Here is a 24,855-nt window from a genome sequence, read left to right as displayed (position 1 = left end):
TGAATTTTTATCGAGCTGTGACTTCATGATGGACATATCAGATCTTATGTCGGTTAGTACAAATAAGAGTTGCTGAAGAATTTTTTCGCTTATGGCTGTTCTTCTTGTCTTTTAAAGTTTTGAAAATATGAGGTACACGATTTTATGAAATAGTAAAGTTAGATGTAAATGATTCTCGAATAGCTCCTTTTGAATTAAACGAACACTAAATTTAATTTTCCTTCTTTCAGTTCCAATGAAGCATCGAACTTCTTACCATCAGCTGAAGTAAAGCCTTTGATAACATTGGTTTTTCCTGTCGTACACAGAAGTTTAACTTGTGCTGAAGTAATTTTCTTTTTCAAGAAAAGGCCTGGGAAAGTCTGTTTACAACCATTTTTGTAGTTGCTACAGCCATAAAATGACTTCCTAGCCACTATGGTACCCTTCCCGCATTTAGGACAAGGAGCCACTTCAGTCGGCGTATAGGCACTTCTGCGGGAAGACTGTGAAGGTGGTAGTACAATGTCGATTGTTTGCTGTTCGAGTTGTAACGGTACATCTTCAAGCAGTTTTTGAATGAATTTCGATACGTTGCCTAAAAAATGTTGGCCAGTTCCTTCCCCATTTCCAATTTTCTTTAAATAGGTTTCCCATTTCGCTGTCATAGAAGGACTGGCGAGTAGGCTGCCTTCAATCGCCTGACACAACACACGTCCTTTGTCAGTAATGGAAACAATATTTTTCGTCACGGAAATATAGCCATGCTTTTTAATAGTTTCAATGATCCCACTTCGTGTCGCTTCCGTTCCAAGACCTTCAATTTCCTTCAGAATATCCGTTTCGCTTTGATCTTCCACAAGCTTTCCACATGTTTTCATCATCGCGATCAGCTGACCTTCTGTGTAGGGTTTTGGTGGCTGAGTTGCACCTTCTTTAATGGCGATTTCACTTTGTACAGTTTCATCTCGTTCGAGTGGCGGCAAGGCAGGGTCTTCTGTGTCTTTTTTCTTTGACGTGGAAAAGAGTTCCTTCCATCCTTTATCGCGCTCTGTTTTTCCGGTTGTAAAGAATGGCAGTCCATTTACGTCTGTTGTCACTTTCGTTTCGGTATATAAATAGTCACGGTGGAACATAGCAAGTGCTGTGCGTACGACTTCTTCATATAAATTACGTTCAAGCGGTGCCAGTTTTGCTAAGGTAGTCGCGGTCGGAATTTTCTTTGTTGGAATGATTGCATAGTGTTCTTGTACCTTTGAACTGTCCACATAGCGCTTCTTCGGTGTGCGTGAAGCAGCTTCAAAAGGGTGTTCAATCAGTTTTTGATAGTCTTCAATATTGGCCACTAAGTAGTTGAACTCGCTCGGTGTAATATGCCGCGTGTCAGTCCGTGGATAGGATACTAATTTCTTCTCATAGAGTGTCTGCAACGTCTTTAGAACGGTGGCGGGACTTGCTTTCCACCTACGGTTAGCAATTGCCTGCAATGTCGAAAGGGAGTGCAACTGTGGAGGTGGCATGCGTTTGTCGGTATGCGTGATCTCCGTGATGGTACCGGGCGTGCGCTTAGTGATATTGCGACTGTTCAATGCTTCAGCTATCAATCCCCGCTTCGGCTCTTTCAACTTTGCTTTCCCTTTATATGTTCCGTTTGTTGCAGTGAATAAGGCTTCCACTTCAAAAAACGGTTCAGAAACAAATGTCTCAATTTCACGTTGCCGCTGATAAATCAAGTACACAGTCGGTGATTGAACACGGCCAATCGAAAAAACATCTTTGACGCCGCGTTCTTTTAGCAGTAGAGAATACAGTCGCGAGCCGTTCATCCCAACAATCCAATCGCTAATCTGGCGGGCTTTGGCTTCTTCGTACATGAGTAAATCTTTGCGATTATCATGCAGATTCGCAAAGCCTTTGCGCACTTCATCGACTTCAAGCGAGCTGATCCACAGACGTTTAATCGTTTTTCCTCTTGCACCTGTTTGATTGTAAATACTATAGAAGATATTCGAACCTTCGCGGTCAATATCACAAGCGTTAATAACCGTATCCGCCGCCAGTATAAATTTCTTCACAGCCTGAAATTGGGCATACTTTCCCTTGGCAACTTGAAATTCATAGCGTTCTGGTAAAATCGGTAAACTGTTAAGCGTCCAGCGCGTCCACTTTTTGTCATACGCTTTCGGTTCTTTTAACTCCACAAGATGACCGATGCCCCAGGTGATGATTGCGCCTTGTGGAAACAGTTTACTTTGCGCTAACTCAATATGTGTTTTTTGACGGCTTTTGACGGTAAATGCTTCGGCGTAGGCTTTTGCTTGTGATGGTTTTTCGGCAAGGATGACAGTTTTCATAACAACACCTCTTTGGTTTCGATGGTAGAAACTCTTGTTCTGTTATTATCGCATAAATGGAGGAGGTTTACGAATTCATCGTAGACCAAACAACACATTTCTTTGAGTATTTAAGAAAAAGAGTGTGGTGTAGATTTGGATGGAGATTGAACAAGCCTTTGGAAATGTACTAAGAAAAGTGAGGTTAGAGAAATCATTATCGCAAGAGGAGTTAGCGCACCTTTGTGAATTAGATCGAACCTATATCAGCCTTTTGGAAAGAGGAAAAAGAAAGCCAACTATCAATACTATTTTTGCATTGGCAACGGGCTTAAATGTCTTGCCAAGTAACCTTGTATAGTCTACTGAAAATTTATTTGAGTTAGAGGATTTATTATTAATCAAAAATGGTTGTTATACTTTACTTTTGTTTATGCTTAGATTACTTCCTATGTAAATGAGAGATGTGAGTAAAACACATATAACTGAGGGAATTATACTGTTGCCGTAAGTTTGGAATGGGGATAACTGTAAGAGATAATTGATTCGTTTTGATATTTTAAAGCTGGGCCTTTCTACATTTGATTGTATAAAGGCTCATTAATATTGTTTCACGCAAGAAGGAAACCTTTAAAAATTACTTCCTCTCGTCTAAATTTCCCCTTTACATAGCTGTGTTTTCATATCTTCAATTATATATTTGGCATCATAACCTACTCCTTGAAGAAGAGACGCTCCTCTATGTGGTTGCCGCAGTAAACCTAAAAAGTAAAGCCCTTTAATTGGGCTTATCCCTCTGTTGGTATTTGTATCTTCAAATGTAACACGATTGTTCCGGTTACACTTCACTCAATCAAACCAAATTCACTCACCATTTGTAATTTGATATGGAGAGTGTTTATGATGGATGTAATAATTGAACGTTGCGTGGAGTCGGATATATATTCGGAAAAGATCGGGTTTGTGTATTAACAGAAACCTATACAGAGAAATTACATTAGAAATTCGAGTTGTCTAAGACGTTGACAATAGATCTGTTTCGCTTATTGAATTGGTTCAAAGAAAGCACGGATACGCATATTGCCATGGATGATACAGGTGTCTATTCAAAACTTTATCGAAAGGAACTCTAACTACTAATATAGAGGGATGATTATGATGAAAAAAATTTTAATTATAGAAGACGAATTTGCAATAAGCGAGGTGTTAAGAGTCTATTTACAAAAAGCTGGATTTCATATTGAACAGGTATTTAATGGTATGGAAGCGATGGAGACATTTTATTCGAGCCAGCCGGATCTTGTACTATTAGATGTAATGCTTCCCGGGAAAGATGGATGGAAATTGCTGAAAGAGATACGCCAAATGAATACGTGTGCTGTTATTATGCTTACGGCTTTAGGGGATGTTAATTATCGATTAAATGGATTGAATGAAGGAGCAGATGATTATATAGCGAAACCGTTTAATGCGGAAGAAGTGGTCGCTCGTGTAAAAGCAGTGATGCGTCGTTCCAAAGCCGAGAATTCTCAGGTTAAACGATTCGGTCAACTTGAGATTGATTTGAAATCACATCATGTTAATCTTTTAGGAAAGACAATTCGTTTAACACCGCGTGATTTAACCGTCCTTTTATTTTTGGCTGACCATCCTAACCAAACGTTTACAAGGGATCAATTGATTGAAGAAGTTTGGGGGTGGGATTATGAGGGAAGTGATCGGGCGGTTGATCTTGCCATAAAGCGATTAAGAAACGCACTACAGGATTGGTCGAAAGAAGAAGGTGAAATTAAAACATTTCGTGGAATGGGGTATCAGTTGAGTGTTTATAAAAAATAAAAAGAGAATTCCCCTAAGTCGTTATTGGACAAGTCGTTATTTATTGACACTATGTATTGGATTAATTGCAATTGCATTTTTCTCTGCGTTATGGATCCGCAATACTACTCTAGAAAATCGCATCAATATTATGAAGTTGCTTACAGAGGATATGGCAAATAGAATCGTAAGTACTGGTGAATTAAGACCACTTCTTGGTAGGGGGGTTCCTGGAGGATTTCCAGATCGCCGTTGGATGGACTTAGAAGGTGAACCATTTATATATATTGCAAACTCGGAGGGACAAGTTGTTTCCAGTAATCGTCCGATGGGACCTTTAGGCAAACAAGTAAATGAAAATATTATAGAATCTATAGAAACAGTGCAAAAATTGCACTTGAGTAATGATTCAATTAATTATTATCTAGTTAAAGCACCTATATCAGTGAATGAGAATATAATTGGTTGGGTTGTTATGATTGAGTCCGAAATAGAATTAGCAAAAGTAAACCAGGAATATACGTTGCTGACCATCATGATTATCAGTCTTGCATTGCTTGGATGGGGAGCTATCTACTTTTTAACTAAGCGGTTATCAAGGCCGATTAAAGAAGTAGCACAAGCAGCAAAACAAGTTCAAGAAGGTGATTATCATATTCATCTTCCACTAAACAGTAAGGAAGAAGAGGTGTATGAACTTGTGACATCTTTTAAGGAAATGGCGAATCGATTAGAACGGCTTGAATCCTTACGTACAGAATTGCTAGCTGGTGTAACGCATGAACTAAGAACCCCGGTTACGTCTATAAGTGGCTTGCTTCAAGCGGTAAATGACAGCGTTGTTTCCGGAGAAGAAGCAAAAGAGTTTTTAAATATTTCCTTTAGAGAAACAACAAAAATGAAAACAATGGTTGAGGATTTACTTGCTTTTAATTCTTTTGCTGCTAATGCTGTCCCCTTAACTATGATAAAGGCGAATATTAATGATTTGGTAGAAAACGTCGTATATCAATGGAATGTTTCCCAAGAAGAAGGAATCAACGCAACTATCACGCTCTTAAAAACTGATTTACAAATAGAAGTAGATACAATTAGATTAGAACAAATCATAATCAATCTGCTTAATAATGCCAAGCAGGCCATTCAAGAAGGAGAAATACAAGTAAACGTAAGTCTTGATAAGTATGATGTGTATATTGATATTGCCGATAATGGTCCAGGAATCCCAATTGAAGAACAAGCTTTTATCTTTGAACGCTTTTATCGCGGAGAAGGAAAGAAATATAAACATAGAGGGTTAGGTCTTGGATTATCTTTAAGTAAAATGATTGCTCAAGCGATGAAAGGGGATCTGTATTTGAGGCAAAGTAGCACAATGGGAACCATTTTTCGTATTAGTTTACCGAGAGGATAGGTAATATCTCTTTGAACACAGCTTCGAAGAGCTTCTTAGCTGTGTTTAGTGTACTAGCATACATTAGATTAAGTAGTTGATTATAAACAAACCGCCTTTTCTTCGTTAATAGAAAAGGCGGTTTGTTTATTTACCTAGTTATTCCCACTTTTTAAATTCATTTCGGTTCCATAAGTCTGCAAATATACCCGTCCATTCTTGTGCAAGTTCTTCATTAGAGAGTGTCATGAGTTGTTCTAAATTTTCATCGGCAGATGCTTCCGTGAAATTATAAGAACCCGTTACAATTAGGCGTTCATCGATGATCGCCATTTTTAAGTGCATTTTTCGGGACGTGTTTATTTTAACGACAATATTATTTCGCGTAAATTCGTCCAGTATTACGGTTTGGTCATTTTTTTTCGCTTTACTAGCATCGGTCATAATCCTAACACTGACTCCGCGAATACGGGCATTAAGTACGGCTTGGGCAATTTCTCTGTCTTCAAAATTATAGATTGCAATGTCCAAAGTATTATTTGCTTCATTTATTGCTTGAAGTAGAACTGTTTTTGGATCATTTACAACATCACTAAAAGCAAAACTAATTTCGTCGCTATCAAAAGAAAGCGACGATGCATCTTCTTTCGTTACTAATTTGTTAAGAAGAATAATATTGACAAGCAGTGAAGCAATAAATCCTAAAAGCATTAATGTTTTGATATTCGGCAATGCCATCCCTCCATACATCGTGTCAATGAAATGATAACTGTCCAATAAGTCAGGAAGATGTCTATTTAGCTTAGAGCATGAAAAAATAAAGCAATGTTCCTTTGTAAAGTATTCTTGGATGGAAGGTGAAGATTTTGTAAATGAATTTTCATTTTGACATCTGCTTGACACAATGAGGGAGTAAATTAAGGGTTGTAAGAAAGGAGGAGCTTGTTTGCAAAAAAAGTTAAAATTTCGTCATGAACTAAAATATTATGTCAATTACCATCAGTACTACCTAATTCGTCAGCGATTAAGAATCTTGATGAAACAAGATCAGAATGCCAATGACAGCGGTGAATACCATATACGTAGCGTTTATTTTGATGACATTGAGAATAAAGCATTACAGGAAAAACAAGGCGGGGTTGAAAATCGACATAAATATAGAATACGTTTGTATAACAAAAGTGACACGATTATTCATCTTGAAAAGAAAATTAAACGCAATACAATGATTGCAAAAGAAAAGGTCGCTATTTCAAGGGAGGTAATGGACAGGTTATTAGTCAATGACTATTCAGTGCTAGCAAATGAGGAATCCCCCCTTTTGCAGGAAGTCTATTATGAAATGAAAAATAGACTGCTAAGACCGAAAGTGATTGTGGATTATATAAGGGAAGCTTATGTGGCTAAAACGGGAAATGTTCGAATAACATTTGACAAAGACCTGCGAACAGGCCTAAACAAGATTGATCCCTTTGATTCAGATTTATTTCCTGTTAAAGCGCTAGACGAACCGGTTTACATCCTAGAGGTAAAGTACGATGAGTATATCCCGAACTATATTCGGGATGGTTTACAGCTAAATGGTTTACAGCGACAAGCAGCTTCAAAGTATACCATTTGCAGAAAATTTACTAAAGCAAATTCTTGGGAGGATCAATAAAATGCAGCAGAACAACAATGATTCCGTCAACTTTATGGATATTCTTAATAAAGATGTCCTTTCAAACTTGAATACAGATATTTCCCTCATTCAAATGGGGATTACGATGGCGATTTCTTTCTTATTAGGGCTTTTCATTTATACGCTTTATAAGCGTGTCTTTAGCGGAGTTCTCTATTCAAAGAACTTTAATATCACGCTCGTTGCCTTATCCATGATAACATCTCTTATCATTATGGCAATTGGATCAAACTTAATTTTATCGCTAGGTATGGTTGGGGCGCTGTCAATCGTTCGTTTTAGAACGCCGATTAAGGATCCAGTAGATTTGATCTTTTTATTCTGGGCGCTTGCTACAGGGATTATTACAGGAGCTGGTTTCTACTCACTCGCAATCCTAGGTTCTATTGTGATTGGGATTGTGTTATTCATATTTATGAAAAAGTCAAGCTTCGAAACGCCTTATTTATTTGTAGTCAGTTTTAAAGGTTACGAAACAGAAGAAGTGATCTATCAAAAATTAAAATCAGAAGTGAATCGTTTTGATGTAAAACAAAAATCCGTCACTGCTGAACAAACAGAAGTTACATTTGAAGTACGTTTAAAAGGAAATGAGCCAATTTTCGTCAATAGCATTTCCAACATTAACGGCGTTGAGCATGCAGTACTAATTAGTTATAACGGTGATTACGTTCAATAATAAATTTGAGTGCGCTTATCTTATAAAAATAAGATTTATTTTATTAGGAGTTAGTGCACTCTTTAAAAAGAAGGTGATTGTATGGCGATATCAAAAGAAAGAAAACGGGGTATCTTTACAAGTTTAGTAATCGTGTCTATGTTAGTTTTCTTAGGAACTAACCGTACGTTTGCGGAAGAAACACAAACAGAAGATCCTATTTTTAAAAAAGGTGAAATTAACACCATAAACATTGAAATCGATGAAGCAGACTTTCAAAATATGTTGAATAATCCAATGGATGAAGAATATAAAGAAGGAACGGTCACTTATAACGGCATAACAATTGGTTATACCGGTGTACGTGTTAAAGGCAATTCATCATTAATGACTGTAGCTGGGTCTGATTCGGATCGCTATAGTTTCAAATTGGAGTTTAACAAATTTATCGAACAGAACTTAGCGGGCTATACAAAAATCAATCTCAACAATAATTTTGCAGATCCTTCGTATATGCGAGAATATCTGACTTATGATGTGTTGGAAGAGATGGGTCTTGAAGCGCCTAATTATAGCTATGTAAATGTCTCGATTAATGGAGAACATTATGGACTTTATCTAGCTGTAGAAAATCTTGAAGAACCTTATCTCGAAAGAAACTTTGGAAATTCAACAGGAAATTTGTATAAGGCGGATACAGGGGCCTCGTTAACCTGGAAAGATGGAATGAGTATTGATGAGACAGGATTAATAATGAAGTCAGGGAGTAAAAACAATACAAAACTACTGGAGTTTATCGAGGCTCTAAGTGATGGAAAAGACGTTGAATCCTATTTTGATGTAGATAAATATTTACGTTATTTAGCGGTTGGTACCGTGATGGTTGATATGGATAGCTATCAGGGGATGATGAGCCATAACTATTATTTATATGAACAAAATGGGAAATTCACGTTTCTTGCATGGGATCATAATATGTCCATTGGTGGCATGATGGGGAAAGACATAGATACACAAAAAGAAATGCTCATCGATGAGCCTACTATTGGCGCGGTGAAGGATCATCCTCTCGTTAATTATGTACTATCCGATAGCGAATATAGAGAACAATACCATCGCTATGTTCAACAAACCGTCGATCTGCTTGTAGATATAGAGTCCCGAGTGGATGAATTGAAGTCACTTATAGGAGATGATGTGAAAAAAGATCCGACAGCCTTTTATTCATACGATGAATTTTTGGCGAATACCGGAGATGAGTCTGTAGAAGGATATCCTGGGATTGTTGGATTTATGAAAGACCGTCTTGAACATGTTCAAAAACAATTAGATGGTGAAATCCCAAGCTATGTAAATGGTGAAGGGATAAGCGGTGGGAGTATCCCAGTAAATATGGCAGGTATGGGTAATGGAGATATGCCAGAAGGAATGCCGGCCATTGGTAATGGAGAGATGCCGGAAGGAATGCCAGCCATGGGAAGAGGCGGTATGCCAGAAGGGATGCAAGGTATGGGAAGAGGTGGAATGCCTTGGGGAGGAGGAAACCAAGGTGCAAACCAGCAAGATCAACTGAAGGAATTAATTACGATTGCCGTCCTACTTGTTTTGCTAGTTGGTTCTTTATTATTTGTTAATTGTTTTAAGAGGTATCGGGGGTATAAAAGAGTAAGAAAGTAGTTAGAAGAGGTCTAAGGAGGAATTAATATTCGAAATTACAAGGGACAGTCGTCACTTAAAACCAAAATTTATTTTTAACCTTATATCGCCTACTTCATATAAGACTTTATCTATGTATGATAGTAAATTTGCCGATGATTTTAAAAATGAGATTTTACTAAGGGGGAAATTCGACATATCTAAGCGGTGGACTCCTTTAAGAGCATATTAATAAAAATAGTCCGATTGTTGAGTAGTATGACCAGTGGTTTTAAACAACTTTATTGTTACTTGACGCAAAATTAATTTAGTTTGAAAGAACAAATCGCGTTATTTTAGTTAAATATTTGGTGGAAATACGACTTTTTCACGATTCAATGTAATTCCACCCGAAAAGATTTGGGTGGAATTTGTAAAACCCATGTATATCATCATATTTATAATTAATCCCAGAAAAGTACGGGATACAATTCAACGCGTCCGATGGGAAACACTTCCTGAACGCCTTTAGCTTTTAATAGTAGTGTATACAGTCGGGAACCGTTCATTCCTACGAGCCAGTCACTGATCTGGCGAGCTTTCGCTTCCTCATATAGTAACAAGTCTTGGCGATTGTCTCGCAAATTCGCAAACCCTTTGCGGACTTCCTCCACTTCCAATGAGTTGATCCAAAGCCGCTTGATCGTCTGGTTGCGTGCGCCGGTCACGTAGTAGATGGAATAGAAGATGTTGGATCCTTCGCGGTCCACGTCGCACGCATTAATAACAGTATCCGTCCCCTTAATAAGCTTCTTCACAACCTGAAACTGCTTAAACTTTCCCTTTGCCACCTGAAACTCATAACGTTCCGGTAGAATTGGTAAACTTCCGAGTGACCATCTTTTCCAAGCGGGATTGTAAGCGTGGGGTTCTTTTAGTTCAACAAGATGACCAATACCCCATGTGATATAAGCTCCATTCGGGAAAATGGGGCATGGATTGATTTCCAAATAACCTTCGTGGCGGCGCACGGAAAAAGCGTCTGCATATGCTTTGGCTTGGGATGGCTTTTCAGCGAGAATTACGGGTTTCATGGGAGCACCTCTTTCGTTCGTGGAAAAACAGATGTTCTTATTACGTTAGTGTAACAGATATATAGAAGACAGTGAAATATAGTATAAAATTACTTCGGAAGAGAGGGAGGGTATGTTCGCCTCTTCTAGGCTCGATAATCTTATAGAAAGTGAGTATCTCTAGAAAAATTAGCATAAAATAAATATATAGTAGAGAAGACTGAACGTGTCAACATCCAGTCAATGAGGTTAACATACCGTATGAAGAAGGGTTGACCGGCTGTAAACTTAAAAGGATTTATGAAAAAAATAACTACCCTGCTTTCTTGCCCGATAGTGGAGAGGATACTATTTAAGGTAACCCCTTATTCAAATACAACCATTTCCTGGACATTTATAAATCCAAAACGTGCTGATTCGATGAAATTTTTAAAATTATAGTATAAATTACAGAGATAGGTTACTATGGAAGTGTATTCTCTTGTGAAAGGGGGATGATAGATGCATGGAATTGAACGAGGCACTACTACTTCTGATGACCCATGGACTACCGATTTTGTTTTTGACATTTATGGCAACGGATATTCTTCTTCGCAATAAAAGAAAAACGGAACACATATTAATAAGCCTTATTGCCATTTGCTTCTTATTGTTATTCGTGGAAGAATTTTTGAGAAATCAAGTCCCGATAGAATATAGTCCCATTCTTTCTTCTATTTGGCTAAGTAGTGTAGGTTTTATTATCCCTGGATTATGCTTTCACTTTCTTATAAAGTTTACAGGTATTTATACCAATTGGCCTCGTTTTCTGTATCCATATATCTTTTATGTACCACTGCTTTTTGTTATCTTAAATATTCTAACTGGTGCTAAATTGATTTACACACAAGACTTTTTTGAAGTGGGGATGTGGAAATATCCAATCTATAATAAGAACTATTACATAGCCATGACCGTTAGTACGATCATAGATTTTCTTTACTTAATCCCTTTATTGATTGCCAAATATAGGACGAAACTTGAAGAACAACGGGCAATCTACCACCAACTGATCGTTGGGGTTTGTGTAGCTATTATTTTAAATATTGTATTGGGCTATTTTAATTACGAAAACACGCTGCCGCCCTATTCTTTTATATATGCCGGAATTGTTTGGTGTTATTTCCTACGCCGGATAATGAAACAACATGATTTTCTTAATTTGTACGATAAACGTTATGAAAAATTATTTCGTTTAAATCCAAACGCTATTTTGCTTCTAGACTTTAAAGGAATTATTCATGATGCAAATCCAGCAGCAACAAAATTGCTTGATAACTTGAATCTTCGACAAGAACAATTTTTTACTTTACTAGACGATATGTTAAAGGAACAGCTTTTAAGTGAAAAAGAAATTAAAGATTATGCGCTGAGTATTTCAAATAATGATGTCCAACGTTTATTGCTCGTCAATGCAGATTATATATTAATGGATAATCAGATGCATATTCTTTTAATTCTCCAGGACGTGACGTTACAAAAACAATATCAAAGGGAGATCGAATTTCTCGCTTACCATGATGCCTTAACACGCTTACCAAATCGACGTTCGTTTACTATCCAACTAGAAGCAGTGATGGAAACATGTCGAAAAGAACAACAAACGCTTACATTACTTTTAATAGATATTGATAATTTTAAATGTTTAAATGATACTTATGGTCACCAGGCAGGGGATGAATTGCTTCAAGTTACTGCACAAATATTGCAAGATGCGGTGAAGGATACGGGAGATCTTGCACGATTAGGCGGGGATGAATTTGTCCTTTTCCTACGAGATGTACATTCCAAACAGCTAACGAAACAGTTTATAGAACAATTACAATCAACCTTTTCACAACATATTACAACAACCCATCCTGATTTACCTATCTCGCTTAGCATTGGTATCAGTCAATTTCCTGAAGATGGAAGGGATGTACAAACACTTATGCATCATGCTGACCAAGCCATGTATGTTGCAAAGCGAAGTAGTAAATTAGAGATTGCTAGCAAAAGGGGAATACACGAATAGCTTACTGAATGGTAAACACATTCAGTAGGCTATTTTTGTGCGAGTGCCTGGCACCTAAACATTACAAATTGCACATAAACACAGTTTTTCTATCTGTTTATGTGCATCTTTATATGTAAGTGCAACCTACATTAACATCGGATAACCTTGAAAAATATGAATAAGGATAAGTATTTCTAGTTATGTACATATAAGTTTATGGAGATATGTCCACATCACAACCATTAATAACAGTATCCGTTCCTTTAATGAGTTTTTTCACAATCGTGAACTGCTTGTATTTCCCCTTCGCCACCTGAAACTCATAGCGCTCTGGCAAAATCAGCAAGCTGCCCAGTGACCATTTCGTCCATTTGGGTTCGTATGCTTTTGGCTCCTTCAACTCGACAAGGTGGCCGATTCCCCATGTAATATAGGCACCCTCTGTAAAAATAGGAGAAGGGAGGATTTCTAAATAACCTTCATGTCGTTTAACAGAAAAAGCATCCGCATAAGCCTTCGCTTGGGATGGTTTTTCAGCCAAAATGACCGGTTTCATGACCACACCTCTTTTCTTTCTTGCGATGAAACAGTAGTTCTCATAATCGAATTATCGCATATACGGAGGTGGTTTCCAAATTCGTGATTAAGACTATGTATATTGATATAAAATGATCCGGTTGATTTTGTCGATATCATTCAATGTTCTTGTTCAAGTAAACTACTGCTTTAGTTCAATTAAGAAAAAAGAGTTGCGTACGCAACCCAATAATCCCTGACCTTCTTCAATTACGAAAGAAACGATTGCTTTTTCAAACAATTGCAGTACATCTATTTAACTTATAATTTAGCTTTAATTACTTATAATCCGGTCAATTGTAGGTGCAATATCTTTATGAAGTGATAAATTAGGTTCATTATATGTAGCAATATTAGTTGCTCGTTCAGCTGGTGATTCTTTTAAAATATGATTCATACCCTCAATCATGACGGCTTCTGTGGCTACTTTGCTTAGTTTAGCCCAATCTGTTTCTACCACTTGAATATCTGTATTTCCTTGTACAACATACTTTTTTGTATTTACTTTTTCTAATTCATCAACAGGATTATATTTAATCCACGATATTAAATAGGGTTGGTTTGGAATAGAGAAGAAGGGCTGTAGCTCCTTACTCATGGATTCTACAATTTTACCTGCTTTTAGTGAAGTTAAAATATTTTTACTTTCTTCTAATAGATTAGCTGGCAGTTGTGCACTGAGTTGCTCTATTAATACCTCATCCATTGAACGCCCTACACCTGCTAGCAAGATAATAGAATCAACCTTTTGCTTTTGCGCTGCTAATGTGGCAAGAAGAGCACCTTCACTATGACCGATAATATGAACATCTGAGATCGTTTATCTTGTAATGCGTATTTCACGATATTTTCCAAGTCATTGGCGAATAAATCAATTGTAATTTTATTTAGGTCTTTAACTAAATCTTGGTCTTCCCCAATACCTCGTTTGTCATATCGTATTGTAGCAATTCCTTCAGCGGCTAAACTCTCTGCAAGCATTTTATAACTATTGCTTTCCATATCGAGGCTATTGCCATTTTTATCTGTACCTCCAGATCCTGCTACGATGATTGCAACTGCAGAAGGTGTTTTTGGGGGCAATTCAAGGGCAGCAATTAAAGCTCCTCCTTCAACATCAATGTTAATTCTTTCATAAGTCTCATTTTCAACAAAATCTTCTTTGCGAGGTGCAAATGTAATCGGAGCTTCGACGCCATTTTTAGAAAATAAACCTTCAATTACACCGTCTTTTAGTGCCCCTGAAATTTCAATGTTTTGCCCCTCAAAGTTAATATTTATTGTAAATGAATCGTTATTATAAGAAATAGACTCAGCTTTTAAATTTGTAATGTTCTGAGCAGGTACCGACAATGCTCCTGACTTTTCACTGAGTGTAATAATCATTTCTAGTAGGCTACCAGAAGTCTTTCCAGACTACACCCCTTTTAACTCGGAGTTTTCGGAAACATGACTTTCGATTGTGTTATTTTCACTTAAAGACTTAGGTTCTTCATTATTGCATGCTGCTAAGCCTAGCACTAAAATACTGGCAAAGATGATCTTTTTCATACAATGTCCTCCTTCGACTAAATAAATGGTTTTTCTTACTTTCGAAAAATGAAAACTCGTAAATCTAACTAATAAAAATTATTTTTTACTCGACCATTTTTGCATTTACATAAACAACTTCTATTAATAAAATAGCTACCACGGACATCATAATATATTCAGCTTCTTTTACGCGGGCAATCCCACTAATGAGCAATACAACGCCGAGAAGTGCCAATGTAATACCGACTAATCGTGCCAGTTTGTTTTTATCTTTTACTTTTTTTTCGTTATAACCTGCTAATAGCCAAGTTAGCTTTTTAACACCTACTAAATAGCTGAAAATTAAAAAGACTGCGCCTATTATTACTAAATTTATTTCCATTTCGATTAACCTCCTAATAGTGTTTGATAATAGCCGGTACAATATAGAAAGGAATAAAGAGTGTTAACAGCAGATATAATAAAATCATTTCCATATTGAATTCCAACTTTAAAATTCCTTGGTTATCAATAAATAAAATCAAAATTAGTAGTGTATTTAACAAAAACATACTGCGCAATGACCACTTTGAAATGTTAGCATTCACTCTATCATCGAATTCAATATCTTCTTGTTGTATTTTACTTCGTTGATGTTTAGCAAATATTATTAAACAGACAATCCCTGCTAGGAGTAGCAACTTCATTAACGAAGTATCAAGAAATGACAGCACGAAAATAAAGCAAAGAATGGGTACGTAAGTGAATAACTTAATCATACTTTTTCCTCCATCCAAAATAATTTTTCAATTGATGTCTCCAATGCAGCAGCAATTAATAAACATACCTTAATCGTTGGGTTATACTTTTGTGCTTCGATTAAGTTCATTGTTTGTCTTGTGACACCAACAAGTTTTGCCAAATCTCCTTGCGTTAAATTTCCGTATTCAACTCTTCGAACTTTAACATTGTTCTTAATCTGAACCTCTTTCAATCAAGACCCTCCTTCCAAGATTAAATATTGACGTCACTTTGCTGATACTTTGCAATGAGATTATTGTAAGGTGAATAGCTCCTTACAATAGGATTGTAACATATAAATTACTTTTGTCATATATATATGACAAAATGAGATGAAAAATTTATTTTTGAAAATTGCGAGCTACTTTCTTCTTGGATTTATTATGGCGACAGCGCATCCTTTTCTTCCGCTAGCCTACTACTTGAATAGAATAAAAAAGAATCGTCCTAAGCAATACACTAACCTAAAGAAATAGGACAATATAAAACACCTTCAAATTAGAGCATTTTATAAATGTCCCAATTTGAAGGTGTTTTTGTAATTATGTAAGTGACTGTCATTAAATATCACCGGAAATATTCGGATAATATTTGTACAACCTATGTATACCAACGTATTTATAATTACGCCCAGAAAAGTAAAGGATACAACTGCACTCGTCCAATCGAAAGACTTTCACTGAACCCTTTTTTCTGTAATTGAAGGGTATAGAGTCGACTTCCGTTCATACCGAAGAGCCAGTCGCTAATTTGTCGTGTTTTTGCTTCATAATAGAGCAACAGGTCTTTTTTATTGTCCTGTAGGTTATTGAATCCTTTACGCACCTCATCAACTTCCAAGGAGTTGATCCACAGTCGCTTAATCGTTTTATTTCTCATACCTGTCATATAGTAGATAGAATAGAGAATATTGGATCATTCACGATCGCAATCGCAGCAGTTCAAAATCGTTGAAACGGCAGGATTATTGAACAATTGCTTAATAAAATTGAACTGAACCCTTTTATCGAAGGAAACCTTGTATTCGTACTTACTTGGCAGGGTTGGCAAAGACGCTAGGTTCCAAGAAGCCCATTCTTTTCGATATTCTTTTGGCTCTTTCAACTCAACTAAATGTCCAATACCCCAAGTAATAATCGCGCCATTAGGAAAGGTGCTACATGGATTTAGTTCGATATGCTTTTTATGACAGGCTTTTACTGAAAAAGCGTCTGCATACGCTTTTGCTTGTGATGGTTTTTCGGCTAGGGTTGCTACATTATTTATTTGAATCACTTCCTTGCAAGAGTGGTTATTCGTAATGTTTTAGCTGATTAAAGTGTTTTTGTATCTCGTCAACACTTCGATAGCGCTCATAAATATTAGAAGAAATTCCTCGTTTAATAAAAATCTCAAAATCCTTATTTTTAACAGATTGGATATTTTTTCGACCAGTCAGTACAAAGTAAATAATTCTTGTGAGGGCAAATGTTTCATGGTGTATTTTGTAATTTTTGAAACCTATAATACTTAAATCATGGTGATCATTAAAGTGACCTTTTAATTCAGTATTTATCCTTGTGAGATTGCTATCTTCATACTTAACTAAACCAAAGTCAGAAATCTTAATAATGTTTAGCCCGTCAAATTTCTGAATCAAAATATTGGTTGGACTAATATCTCTGTGAAGCAGCCCCTTACTATGGATATACTCAAACGCTCTAAGTGTTTGTCGAATAAGATTTATTCTCGTAGTAATGGATAAATTTGAATTGTTTTTTTCTATAAAAGTAAATAGTGTTTCATTTGCGTATTCCATTGTGTATTGTTTTTCCTTTTGATCAAATCTATAGACCTTAAGAATATAAGGGGAATTAAGGTTCTTCATAGTTTGATACTCTAACTCAAATCTTTCATATTCTTGAGCGGTAAGATTAGATAATGCGCGTTTTATGGCAAACTGTTCGTTATAATATGGATCTTTGTATTTAAAAACTTTTGCATACGATCCTTCTCCTATTAATTTTAATTTAGCTTTCAAAGTTTGTATGCTGTTATCAATGGTAATTGAATTGTCGCTACTTAGGTTGAAAATAGGTCTGTTTTCGATAATATTTATCCTAGAGAAATTATTTGGGATCTCACTTCCTCCACTACTAGACAAGAAACTTTCACACTCATTTAAAGTATCTTTATACTTATTGTCTATATCAAAAGCCAAATCAGTATTTTTAAGGTTTGCTTGTATAGTTTTTAATTGATCAATTAAGAAAATTAATTCCCGGCTCTCATGAGCGGTATAGCGCCCATTGGAGATTCTTTGGTTCATATACTTTAGCAAATCATTTAAATGATAATGAAAAAGGGAGAATAGTTGTTGGAGTTCAGTTGGAAAGTTGTTGTAAAAGTCGATGTTTAGAGCAATTTTTTCACGCCCAAATTTATTGGTTAATTCCGTCAATTTATTCTTCAAGTAAACTTCATTATTTGAGATTGTCAAAGCCATATTAATTCCTCCTGTTGGATCCTTTTTGCGCATAGTCAATCACCTTGATATTCAAAAATTCTCCTAATTCCCCTGTTTTTATTTCGACCATAGAAGGGGGGAGATAAGGTTCTTCACGATCTACTCAAGGGAAATATTAACTTTAAACAGATTTTTAATTGCCTTTTGAATATTTATTGTAGGGAGATCTAATGATTTCAGAATCATAGCGTAATACAAAAACTGGAGTATTTGATAATCTAACACAGCATTTTCATGTATATTCTTACTCAAATTTCCATGAGCGACTATGTTACGGGTACTGGCTATTCGCTCTGAAACTTCATGTATCTTCGGATAATCTAAGTGATTTAACTTGTATAAGTGAAATATAAATGGTTTAAGAATTTCTTCATGATTTTTAAGAGCGTACCTAATCTTTTTAGAAAGGGTTAAAGATTCAAGGTCTCTATTAATTAATTTTTTTATGTTTTTATAATACTTTTTTTCATTACCTTGCGTTACATTAATTTTGCTGTCTAAGTAACTTTCTATGGTTTTCTTATACTCAATTTTTTTTTGAATATCCTGGTCTACTGGGTAATTTAGATAATTGAATTGCCATTCGAATCCAGCAGCTAACATAATAATTCGTGAATAAGTTAAATTGCCACTATTAAGCTCAAATTCTTTAATGTGGTTAGTGTAGACTTTTGTATTTGCAATATTATTAAATAACGAACCTAATGAATTCTTTATTAATCCAAATGGAATTATATTGGTGTTCATTTCTTCGAAAGTGCTATGATTATGCACTTCATTAATAATATAAACACCTATTTTTTTATTGTTATCATAAAGATTTGCTTTTAATATCTTTTGACGATTTGTATTTGTAATAAAGTGCATAAACTCATTTAGATTATAAAGTAAATTGTCTATTAACTGAATGTCATTAGTAGCGGAAAACTTGAAAGCTAAAGAAGTTTTAATTTGATACGGCTGTAGTTTTTTTGAAGACCAGTAAAATAGGGATGATAATTCTCCATAGACTTGATGCTCATGGATTTGAAATTCAAATTTGTCAGGAGCAGCATTGAGTTTTATTTTATATGCATAATCTTCGAAGTCAAAAGATTTTACTAATCCATCATCATATAAATGAAAGTTTGTTAATAAACCATCTTCTACTTGTATTTTACTAATTTCTTTTATTTCATCATCGAAAAGTAAATAACTAAAAAATGAACATTCGTAGCAACATATTTTAGTTTGAAACATAGAGGTTATATAGAATTTAATATTTCTATTCGTAGTGAAATCAAAGCCAATTAGACATGCGGGAACCTCCGTTGTATCTTCTTGAAAAAAACTCATTACATCGGAATATGCGTGAGAACTGGAGTCCTTTGTCCTATTTAGGATTAATTTGTTACTTTTTACTACATACAAATATTGAGTTTCCTGATAGTAAATAATACCGTTCATTATATCTACTCCTGTTTTTGGGGGTATTTGTTTTTCTTCTGTAGCGAATTAAATTCTTGGATCGGTGGCTTCATTAGGATTGCACATAATTAATTAGTATAAGCCTATTTATTTACGCTTTTTTATTATGTACATATCCTAAGTTTTAGTTATAGGCTATAGCACAGTGTTTAGGATGTTTTTAAAATTAATGTACATATATTTTTATGGAGATATGTCCACATCGCAACCATTAATCACCACGTCAGTGGAGCGTATCAGTTTTTTTACGATCTGAAATTGCTTGTACTTTCCTTTTGTGACCTGAAATTCATAGTGTTCTGGCAAAATAGGCAGGCTGCCGAGTGTCCAGCGTTTCACAGGAATGATTGTAAGCATGGGGTTCTTTTAATTCCACGAGATGACCGACTCCCCAAGTCAAATAGGCGCCCTGCGGAAAAATTGGGCAAGGATTGATTTCGATATAGCCATCGCGTTTGTAGGTTGTGAAAGCGTCTGAATAGGCTTTTGCCTGTGAAGGTTTTTCAGCTAGGATGACCGGTTTCATTGGAACACCTCTTTTCTTAATTGATAGAAACGTTAGTTCTATTATTATCTCATATAAGGGGTGGGTTTTCTAATGTAAGTCCGTTAGGGTAGGGGAGAAGATGCATTAAATTGCATCATCTGAAATTGAGATCACGCATGTAAAAAAGCGTTCTGAGGGACAGGGGTCCGATTGTTTAAAAGGGTTCTTCAATGGGAAAAATACTGTAAGGCCTTGCCGATAAAACCGGCTGCTTTCTATGCACTCACCGCCCCATTCATACATGAAATTTTAACAGGGGCATCGCATGGTCGCAGTATCCAATACAACGCAAGCATGAGGAGATCTGCCTAACATGGAAAATAACACATCCTATTTTTATCAGTTTCTAGAACCGATATCCGAAGACCTTTCCCAAATAGCTAAAGAGCTTGAAAAGAGCATTTATTCCAGTCCACAGACTATGCTGATGCACACACGGACTTTTGTCGAAGCGATTCTGCAGCGGGTCATGATTGCGGAGCATCTGTCAGGCGAGGATAATTTTACACTCAAAGACAGGATTGATTTGCTGGAGAGAAAGGGTTTGCTGAAAAAGGAAGTCATTGATGCACTTCATCAGGTCAGAATGAACGGAAACTCAGCGGCGCACGAAACCAGGAACTTCCGGTATTCGGAGGCTCTCCTTTCTTGGGAGGCGATCTATATGATCGTCCGGTGGTATGTGAAGAAATACTGTCCTCAGGATGTGGAAGTGCCGGCTTATCAGGATCCCGAACCAATGAAGATCGATGAAACCGAAGTATTCGAACTGGAAGCGAGGCTGCAAAATTTGGAAGCCCTGATCCGTTCAAACATTCAACAACAGAAAGGGCTCACTGAGGAATTCGAGACAGCGACAGGTTCAGGTACCCCTGAAGATGCACTGCCGGGCCTTGCATCGGTTCGCACGATCGTGTATAAAGACCGAAGTCTGGAAGTCCCGCACTTTCTTCGGGATGCATTCCTGCTGCCGCAAAGATTCGAGGAATCGGAACGTTTTCTCGCGATGCTTGGGGCCGAACAAGAGGTGCGGATCATGAGTGAATTGCCGAATAACCTGGAGGGGTTGCATAACGAAGTGAAAGGATTCAGTGAAAAAAATAATGAGATCTTGTTCAAAGAACTGAAGCATTTTATTAATGAAGAGATCGCCAGGCGTGAGGTAGAATTGGCGCTTCCAGGAAAGCTCGTTTTGTTCTATAGGTCAGACTATGTCATCGTTACCGATCAACTGGCGAATATCCCACTATCTGAAGAGGAATTCGACAGCAGTCCAAGCCTCTTCCAGCAATTGCAGGAAGATCAAATTGAAAGGGTTGGACAACTTCCCAAAGACCTGGCCACTTTAACCAAATACGACAACGTTGGTTTCGAGACAGTAGAAGAATTGTTCGGGCAATTGAAGAGGAAATAAGCTATATTGAATTGAGGGACTGGTACCTGGCTTTGGATGTACCAGATACCTTATGCATTTTGATGTGAAGGGAGATCGTTCAGTAATTTAGACGGTCTCTTTTTATTTTCTTAAGCTTGCACTTCCCTTTTTCGACCTGAAACTCATAGAGGTCTGGCAAAGTATGCGTGTGGTTCTTTTAATTCCACGAGGTGGCCTACTCCCCATATGATATAAGCACCCTCCGGAAAAATGGGACATCCCTGGATTGCCATATAACCTTCAAATTTACGCACCGAAAAATCGTCTGCATACGCTTTCCCCTATGAAGGTTTTCAGCTTCAAATGTAGTAGTCTAGCTCGTCAAACGAAACTTAACACTTATTCCATTCCATTAAAAATTCTTTCTCAGAAGTCTGTTCATCTACTAATTCTTCTTTTATTACAAAGCCATTTTTAAAATAAAAATCAACTGCTTTATTATTCTTCTTGTATACTTTTAATTGGATAGTCCTTCTCTGTGTTTTTATAAAATCTAATAATCCCTTTCCATATCCTCCACCTTGATATTTAACATCAATAAATAGTGCAGCCAAATAATTATCTACCATTGACACGAAGCCGACCACATCTTCTTCATTACTTACAACATAGGTTTCCGACATTGGGAGATACTTTTCTGCCATCACCGTTCGCTGTTGTTTCCAATAATCTTTGTCGATAAAGTCGTGTGCTAGTAATGAACCTTCATACCATATGTCTACCAACTTATTTATCTCTGATTTCTTGTTTGATCTAATATTCATATTATCACCCTTTCGAATTATCACTATTATAAATTATTTTCAATAAAGTTTAGATGAATGGATGGTTTGCTAAAGAATACTACGTGAAAAAACGGTTTTAAGAAAGTTGTAGAGGTAACTAGTGTATTTTGCAAGTAAAAATACATAAGTTTGCAATGGAAAATACACAAGCTTGCCAGCCTTCGATTGAGTTTTTATCTTTGACGTGATAGAGCGTTTGTTATTCTGAAACTATCTCGGGTGAAATTCAATATATGAGCGTGATGTATGACTCGATCTACTAAGGCGGCAGTCAATCTAGAATCGCTAAAAACGCGATTCCATTGGCTGAACTCTAAGTTTGAAGTAATAATCAGGCTCTTCAGCTCATACCAGTCGGAAATGAGCTGAAAAAGGAGCTTGGTTTCTTCCTTATTAAACGGCACATAGCCCATCTCATCTAAAATAATTACATCCACACTTTTAAATCGATCTCTAAAGGAAGCTAATTTCCCTTCTCTCCAAGACTTTTCCAATGCCACAGCCAAGTTAGAAACCCTATAAAAACGCACCTCAAGCCCCCGCTTACAAGCTTAATAGCCTATGCCGGTCGCTAAATGAGTCTTTCCAGTACCGGGAGCCCCAGTTAAAATTAAATTCTCGTTACGCCCAATAAAACTTAGTGTGCATAGTTCTTCTACATTGAGATGAGCAGGGAAATGAATTTGCTCATTCCATTGATACGTAGAGAGCGACTTCTTCTGTAGGAACTTGGCTTTCTTTATCAGCCGTTCTGCTTTCGCTTCTTCTCGCAGCTGAAGTTCTTGCTGAAGTAACTGTTCTATAAATTGTGATGGACTCTCAAATGGTACATCCTCATAGAAATGGGGAATATGGGTTTAGCGTAACGCTTTACACATTGCGTATATTTCAGAGGTCATTGACACTCACCTTCAATTTGTGAGGCACTCTGTAGCTGGCCATACTTGCTCCAAACAATATCGTAAGGATGGAACTCCGGTTCTTTTAGTACGTCTGTTTGTCCTTCTATCTTTCCTTTTTAGCTTCTGATCTTCCCATAGCCAATCCTCGACAATTTCTCCCCATTGCTCTTCATACATCATTCCCTTCTTTTTTCTTATGGTTTCTTCAGGTAGTTGGTTCTCATCAGCATACTTTTTAGCGGTTCTCCAATTAATATCTAATGTTTTGGCTATAGAATTAATTGTATGATTCAGTTAAGATAAGTGTTTTGATAGGTATTAGTAATTGCTAAACGTTGTCTTTAAGAAGCTCTGCCTACACTAGCATAAGCAAGAAAATAAATCCATACAATGTACACAGGTGTCCTCTGGGCGCATTCCGGAAAGGTCGTCACGGTAATCGAGGCTCTGGATCGTCCATTGCGGAGGACGATTTGAGCCGTGTGTGGGATCAATTCTACCGTATTGAGCATACGCGTGATCGCAAAGCTAGGAGGAACCGGACTAGGGCTCGCGATCGTCAAACTCATCCTGGAGCTCCATGACAGTGAGTTCGATGTATTGAATACCAAATAAAGGCGTTGCGTTTTCTTTTACCCTATATGAAAGCGGAGGAGAACCTCATGAATAACAAAAAATACGGCTATATCATTTCAGCACTTTGCGTGATTCTTTTGATGAGTGGTTGTGCCATGAAATCAGAGTCTGGAGCATCGGACGAGAAGCCACCTGAAACCAATCAAGGAAATGGCACCAAAACAGAGGATTCTTCAGCAGATCCCGAGAAAGAACTATTAATTATTATAGATCAGACTCCAAAACCGACAGTGGGAAATAGTTTCAATTTCGTAGTGAAACAGGTTCCCGAAGGCTTCTCGCTAGCCGAGCTGCAGTGGATTTCCAAAGATAATCGGATTGTGAGGCCATTGAACACGGAGCTAATGGGGAAGATGGATTTTACATGAGTGGGAATGGACAATTTTCAGGTTTCATCTACCCAGATAAGATGAAAGGCGAGGAAGGTCAGGTTGTATTTCTATTCAAAAATTCTGAAGGCACAGAGTTAACTTGGAAAAAGAATTTAACTCTAAGTCCGTCAGCAAGTTCTCAGAAGGGCAATAAGAATGAAGTCGTTGCTGAGAATCCACAGGATACGTTAGAGCAATATATGCAGGCAATCGCTAATCAGGACGCTACAAAGTTAGTCGAGTTGTACGGCGGTAGTTATCAAGGACTCATGAACTTATTTCCTGAAACGGACCCTAATGACAAGCAGAAGTTATTTGAACAATATCTGAAGATACTACCTAAGATTTCATTGAACGAAATTCTTGAACAGACCGAAGTGAGCAAAAATGAATATAAATTCGTAATTACGTTAAAACATGAAGACGGAACCTTGTTTCAGACAAGAGAGTTTGACGTAATTACCGATGAGTTTACTTACACAGTTAAAAGAGTCGACGGCATGCTGAAATTGATGGAACTTCCTCCCTATCAGGCTTAGTTGGGTGTTAATCAAAATAAAATTGACATCATTGAAATTAATGATGTCAATTTTATTGGTTACTCTGGTGTTTATTCATTAGTAAAGAACCTTAATAGCAAGTTCTAAAACAGGAATGTTTTTGCTTGCATTCCTTAGTTTCCTACTATATAATACAATTAACTATTTGATAA

General features: G+C 36.8%; 23 protein-coding genes and 4 pseudogenes. 10 read left to right on the top strand and 17 right to left on the bottom strand.

The window, feature by feature from the left end:
* Positions 1 to 194: 194 nt before the first annotated feature.
* Positions 195 to 2,333, bottom strand: coding sequence for a type IA DNA topoisomerase (locus GD002_RS15680; RefSeq protein ID WP_153733305.1), 2,139 nt, complete (start codon positions 2,331 to 2,333; stop codon positions 195 to 197).
* A 139-nt stretch (positions 2,334 to 2,472) separates the two neighbouring features.
* On the opposite strand from GD002_RS15680, the gene GD002_RS15675 reads away from it, so the two are divergent.
* Positions 2,473 to 2,673, top strand: coding sequence for a helix-turn-helix domain-containing protein (locus GD002_RS15675; RefSeq protein WP_153733304.1), 201 nt, complete (start codon positions 2,473 to 2,475; stop codon positions 2,671 to 2,673).
* A gap of 290 nt (positions 2,674 to 2,963) precedes the next feature.
* Here the strand turns inward: GD002_RS15675 and GD002_RS18240 are convergent.
* Positions 2,964 to 3,113 (bottom strand): annotated as a pseudogene (locus tag GD002_RS18240) (NAD(P)/FAD-dependent oxidoreductase); the annotation flags it as partial.
* Positions 3,114 to 3,470: 357 nt separating this feature from the next.
* Between GD002_RS18240 and GD002_RS15670 the strand changes: the two are divergent.
* Together GD002_RS15670 and GD002_RS15665 are read left to right on the top strand one after the other, a co-directional pair.
* Positions 3,471 to 4,151, top strand: coding sequence for a response regulator transcription factor (locus GD002_RS15670; protein WP_153733318.1), 681 nt, complete (start codon positions 3,471 to 3,473; stop codon positions 4,149 to 4,151).
* Positions 4,135 to 5,544, top strand: coding sequence for a HAMP domain-containing sensor histidine kinase (locus tag GD002_RS15665; protein WP_153733303.1), 1,410 nt, complete (start codon positions 4,135 to 4,137; stop codon positions 5,542 to 5,544). Before GD002_RS15670 ends, GD002_RS15665 begins: the two co-directional genes overlap by 17 nt.
* Positions 5,545 to 5,682: 138 nt before the next feature.
* Here the strand turns inward: GD002_RS15665 and GD002_RS15660 are convergent, their stop codons facing one another.
* Positions 5,683 to 6,255: a phospholipase D-like domain-containing protein gene (locus tag GD002_RS15660; RefSeq protein WP_194841644.1), complete on the bottom strand. Its 573-nt coding sequence runs from the start codon at positions 6,253 to 6,255 to the stop codon at positions 5,683 to 5,685.
* Between the two features lie 214 nt (positions 6,256 to 6,469).
* Between GD002_RS15660 and GD002_RS15655 the strand changes: the two genes are divergently transcribed.
* The 3 genes from GD002_RS15655 to GD002_RS15645 all read left to right on the top strand — a co-directional run bounded on the left by GD002_RS15655 (position 6,470) and on the right by GD002_RS15645 (position 9,539).
* Entirely contained in the window at positions 6,470 to 7,183 is a 714-nt protein-coding gene (locus GD002_RS15655) for a polyphosphate polymerase domain-containing protein (protein ID WP_153733301.1), read from the top strand.
* Between the two features lies 1 nt (position 7,184).
* Complete coding sequence (locus GD002_RS15650) at positions 7,185 to 7,883, top strand: DUF4956 domain-containing protein (RefSeq protein ID WP_153733300.1); 699 nt, start codon at positions 7,185 to 7,187, stop codon at positions 7,881 to 7,883.
* Between the two features lie 81 nt (positions 7,884 to 7,964).
* Entirely contained in the window at positions 7,965 to 9,539 is a 1,575-nt protein-coding gene (locus GD002_RS15645) for a CotH kinase family protein (protein ID WP_153733299.1), read from the top strand.
* A 449-nt stretch (positions 9,540 to 9,988) separates the two neighbouring features.
* On the opposite strand, the pseudogene GD002_RS15640 reads toward GD002_RS15645, so the two are convergent.
* Positions 9,989 to 10,591: pseudogene (locus GD002_RS15640) on the bottom strand (toprim domain-containing protein); the annotation flags it as partial.
* Between the two features lie 484 nt (positions 10,592 to 11,075).
* Between GD002_RS15640 and GD002_RS15635 the strand changes: the two are divergent.
* Positions 11,076 to 12,623, top strand: a complete 1,548-nt coding sequence (locus GD002_RS15635; RefSeq protein WP_153733297.1) for a sensor domain-containing diguanylate cyclase — start codon at positions 11,076 to 11,078, stop codon at positions 12,621 to 12,623.
* Positions 12,624 to 12,819: 196 nt separating this feature from the next.
* Here GD002_RS15635 and GD002_RS15630 read toward each other — a convergent pair whose 3' ends face one another.
* From GD002_RS15630 to GD002_RS15585, 11 genes and pseudogenes are all read right to left on the bottom strand, one after another.
* Positions 12,820 to 13,161, bottom strand: a complete 342-nt coding sequence (locus GD002_RS15630; RefSeq protein WP_153733296.1) for a toprim domain-containing protein — start codon at positions 13,159 to 13,161, stop codon at positions 12,820 to 12,822.
* Positions 13,162 to 13,455: 294 nt separating this feature from the next.
* Complete coding sequence (locus GD002_RS15625; RefSeq protein WP_153733295.1) at positions 13,456 to 13,887, bottom strand: hypothetical protein; 432 nt, start codon at positions 13,885 to 13,887, stop codon at positions 13,456 to 13,458.
* A gap of 56 nt (positions 13,888 to 13,943) precedes the next feature.
* Positions 13,944 to 14,567 carry an alpha/beta hydrolase gene (locus tag GD002_RS15620; RefSeq protein WP_153733294.1) on the bottom strand — a complete coding sequence of 208 codons (624 nt, stop codon included), beginning with the start codon at positions 14,565 to 14,567 and terminating at the stop codon, positions 13,944 to 13,946.
* 30 nt (positions 14,568 to 14,597) lie between these two features.
* Positions 14,598 to 14,732, bottom strand: coding sequence for a lipoprotein (locus GD002_RS17825; RefSeq protein ID WP_194841643.1), 135 nt, complete (start codon positions 14,730 to 14,732; stop codon positions 14,598 to 14,600).
* An 85-nt stretch (positions 14,733 to 14,817) separates the two neighbouring features.
* Entirely contained in the window at positions 14,818 to 15,096 is a 279-nt protein-coding gene (locus GD002_RS15615; RefSeq protein WP_153733293.1) for a DUF3784 domain-containing protein, read from the bottom strand.
* Between the two features lie 13 nt (positions 15,097 to 15,109).
* The gene (locus GD002_RS15610) at positions 15,110 to 15,472 is read right to left on the bottom strand and encodes a hypothetical protein (RefSeq protein ID WP_153733292.1); all 363 of its coding nucleotides are present in this window, start codon (positions 15,470 to 15,472) and stop codon (positions 15,110 to 15,112) included.
* A complete protein-coding gene (locus GD002_RS15605; protein WP_194841642.1) occupies positions 15,469 to 15,687 on the bottom strand; it encodes a helix-turn-helix transcriptional regulator in 219 nt (72 codons plus the stop codon). Before GD002_RS15605 ends, GD002_RS15610 begins: the two co-directional genes overlap by 4 nt.
* Positions 15,688 to 16,145: 458 nt before the next feature.
* Positions 16,146 to 16,760: pseudogene (locus GD002_RS15600) on the bottom strand (toprim domain-containing protein); the annotation flags it as partial.
* Between the two features lie 25 nt (positions 16,761 to 16,785).
* Positions 16,786 to 17,979 carry a protein kinase domain-containing protein gene (locus GD002_RS15595; RefSeq protein WP_194841641.1) on the bottom strand — a complete coding sequence of 398 codons (1,194 nt, stop codon included), beginning with the start codon at positions 17,977 to 17,979 and terminating at the stop codon, positions 16,786 to 16,788.
* 120 nt (positions 17,980 to 18,099) lie between these two features.
* Entirely contained in the window at positions 18,100 to 19,446 is a 1,347-nt protein-coding gene (locus tag GD002_RS15590) for a hypothetical protein (RefSeq protein ID WP_153733290.1), read from the bottom strand.
* 310 nt (positions 19,447 to 19,756) lie between these two features.
* Positions 19,757 to 19,993 carry a hypothetical protein gene (locus GD002_RS15585; RefSeq protein WP_153733289.1) on the bottom strand — a complete coding sequence of 79 codons (237 nt, stop codon included), beginning with the start codon at positions 19,991 to 19,993 and terminating at the stop codon, positions 19,757 to 19,759.
* 334 nt (positions 19,994 to 20,327) lie between these two features.
* Here GD002_RS15585 and GD002_RS15580 point away from each other — a divergent pair, with 334 nt between their 5' ends.
* Positions 20,328 to 21,428: a DUF4145 domain-containing protein gene (locus tag GD002_RS15580; RefSeq protein WP_153733288.1), complete on the top strand. Its 1,101-nt coding sequence runs from the start codon at positions 20,328 to 20,330 to the stop codon at positions 21,426 to 21,428.
* 353 nt (positions 21,429 to 21,781) lie between these two features.
* Here the strand turns inward: GD002_RS15580 and GD002_RS15575 are convergent, their stop codons facing one another.
* On the bottom strand, positions 21,782 to 22,213 hold the full coding sequence (locus GD002_RS15575) for an N-acetyltransferase (RefSeq protein WP_153733287.1): 432 nt from the start codon (positions 22,211 to 22,213) through the stop codon (positions 21,782 to 21,784).
* Between the two features lie 194 nt (positions 22,214 to 22,407).
* A pseudogene (istB, locus tag GD002_RS15570) lies at positions 22,408 to 23,085 on the bottom strand (IS21-like element helper ATPase IstB).
* A gap of 713 nt (positions 23,086 to 23,798) precedes the next feature.
* On the opposite strand from istB, the gene GD002_RS15565 reads away from it, so the two are divergent.
* Together GD002_RS15565 and GD002_RS17820 are read left to right on the top strand one after the other, a co-directional pair.
* On the top strand, positions 23,799 to 24,140 hold the full coding sequence (locus tag GD002_RS15565) for a hypothetical protein (RefSeq protein WP_194841640.1): 342 nt from the start codon (positions 23,799 to 23,801) through the stop codon (positions 24,138 to 24,140).
* On the top strand, positions 24,137 to 24,682 hold the full coding sequence (locus tag GD002_RS17820; protein WP_194841639.1) for a hypothetical protein: 546 nt from the start codon (positions 24,137 to 24,139) through the stop codon (positions 24,680 to 24,682). The genes GD002_RS15565 and GD002_RS17820 overlap by 4 nt, the downstream gene beginning before the upstream one ends.
* The last annotated feature ends 173 nt before the right edge of the window (positions 24,683 to 24,855 follow it).

The organism is Sporosarcina obsidiansis (genome assembly GCF_009651005.1).
In the GTDB taxonomy this organism is placed as follows: domain Bacteria; phylum Bacillota; class Bacilli; order Bacillales_A; family Planococcaceae; genus Sporosarcina; species Sporosarcina obsidiansis.
The sequence above is the reverse complement of the archived record's forward strand: the minus strand, read 5'-3'. Positions and strand labels throughout refer to the sequence as shown.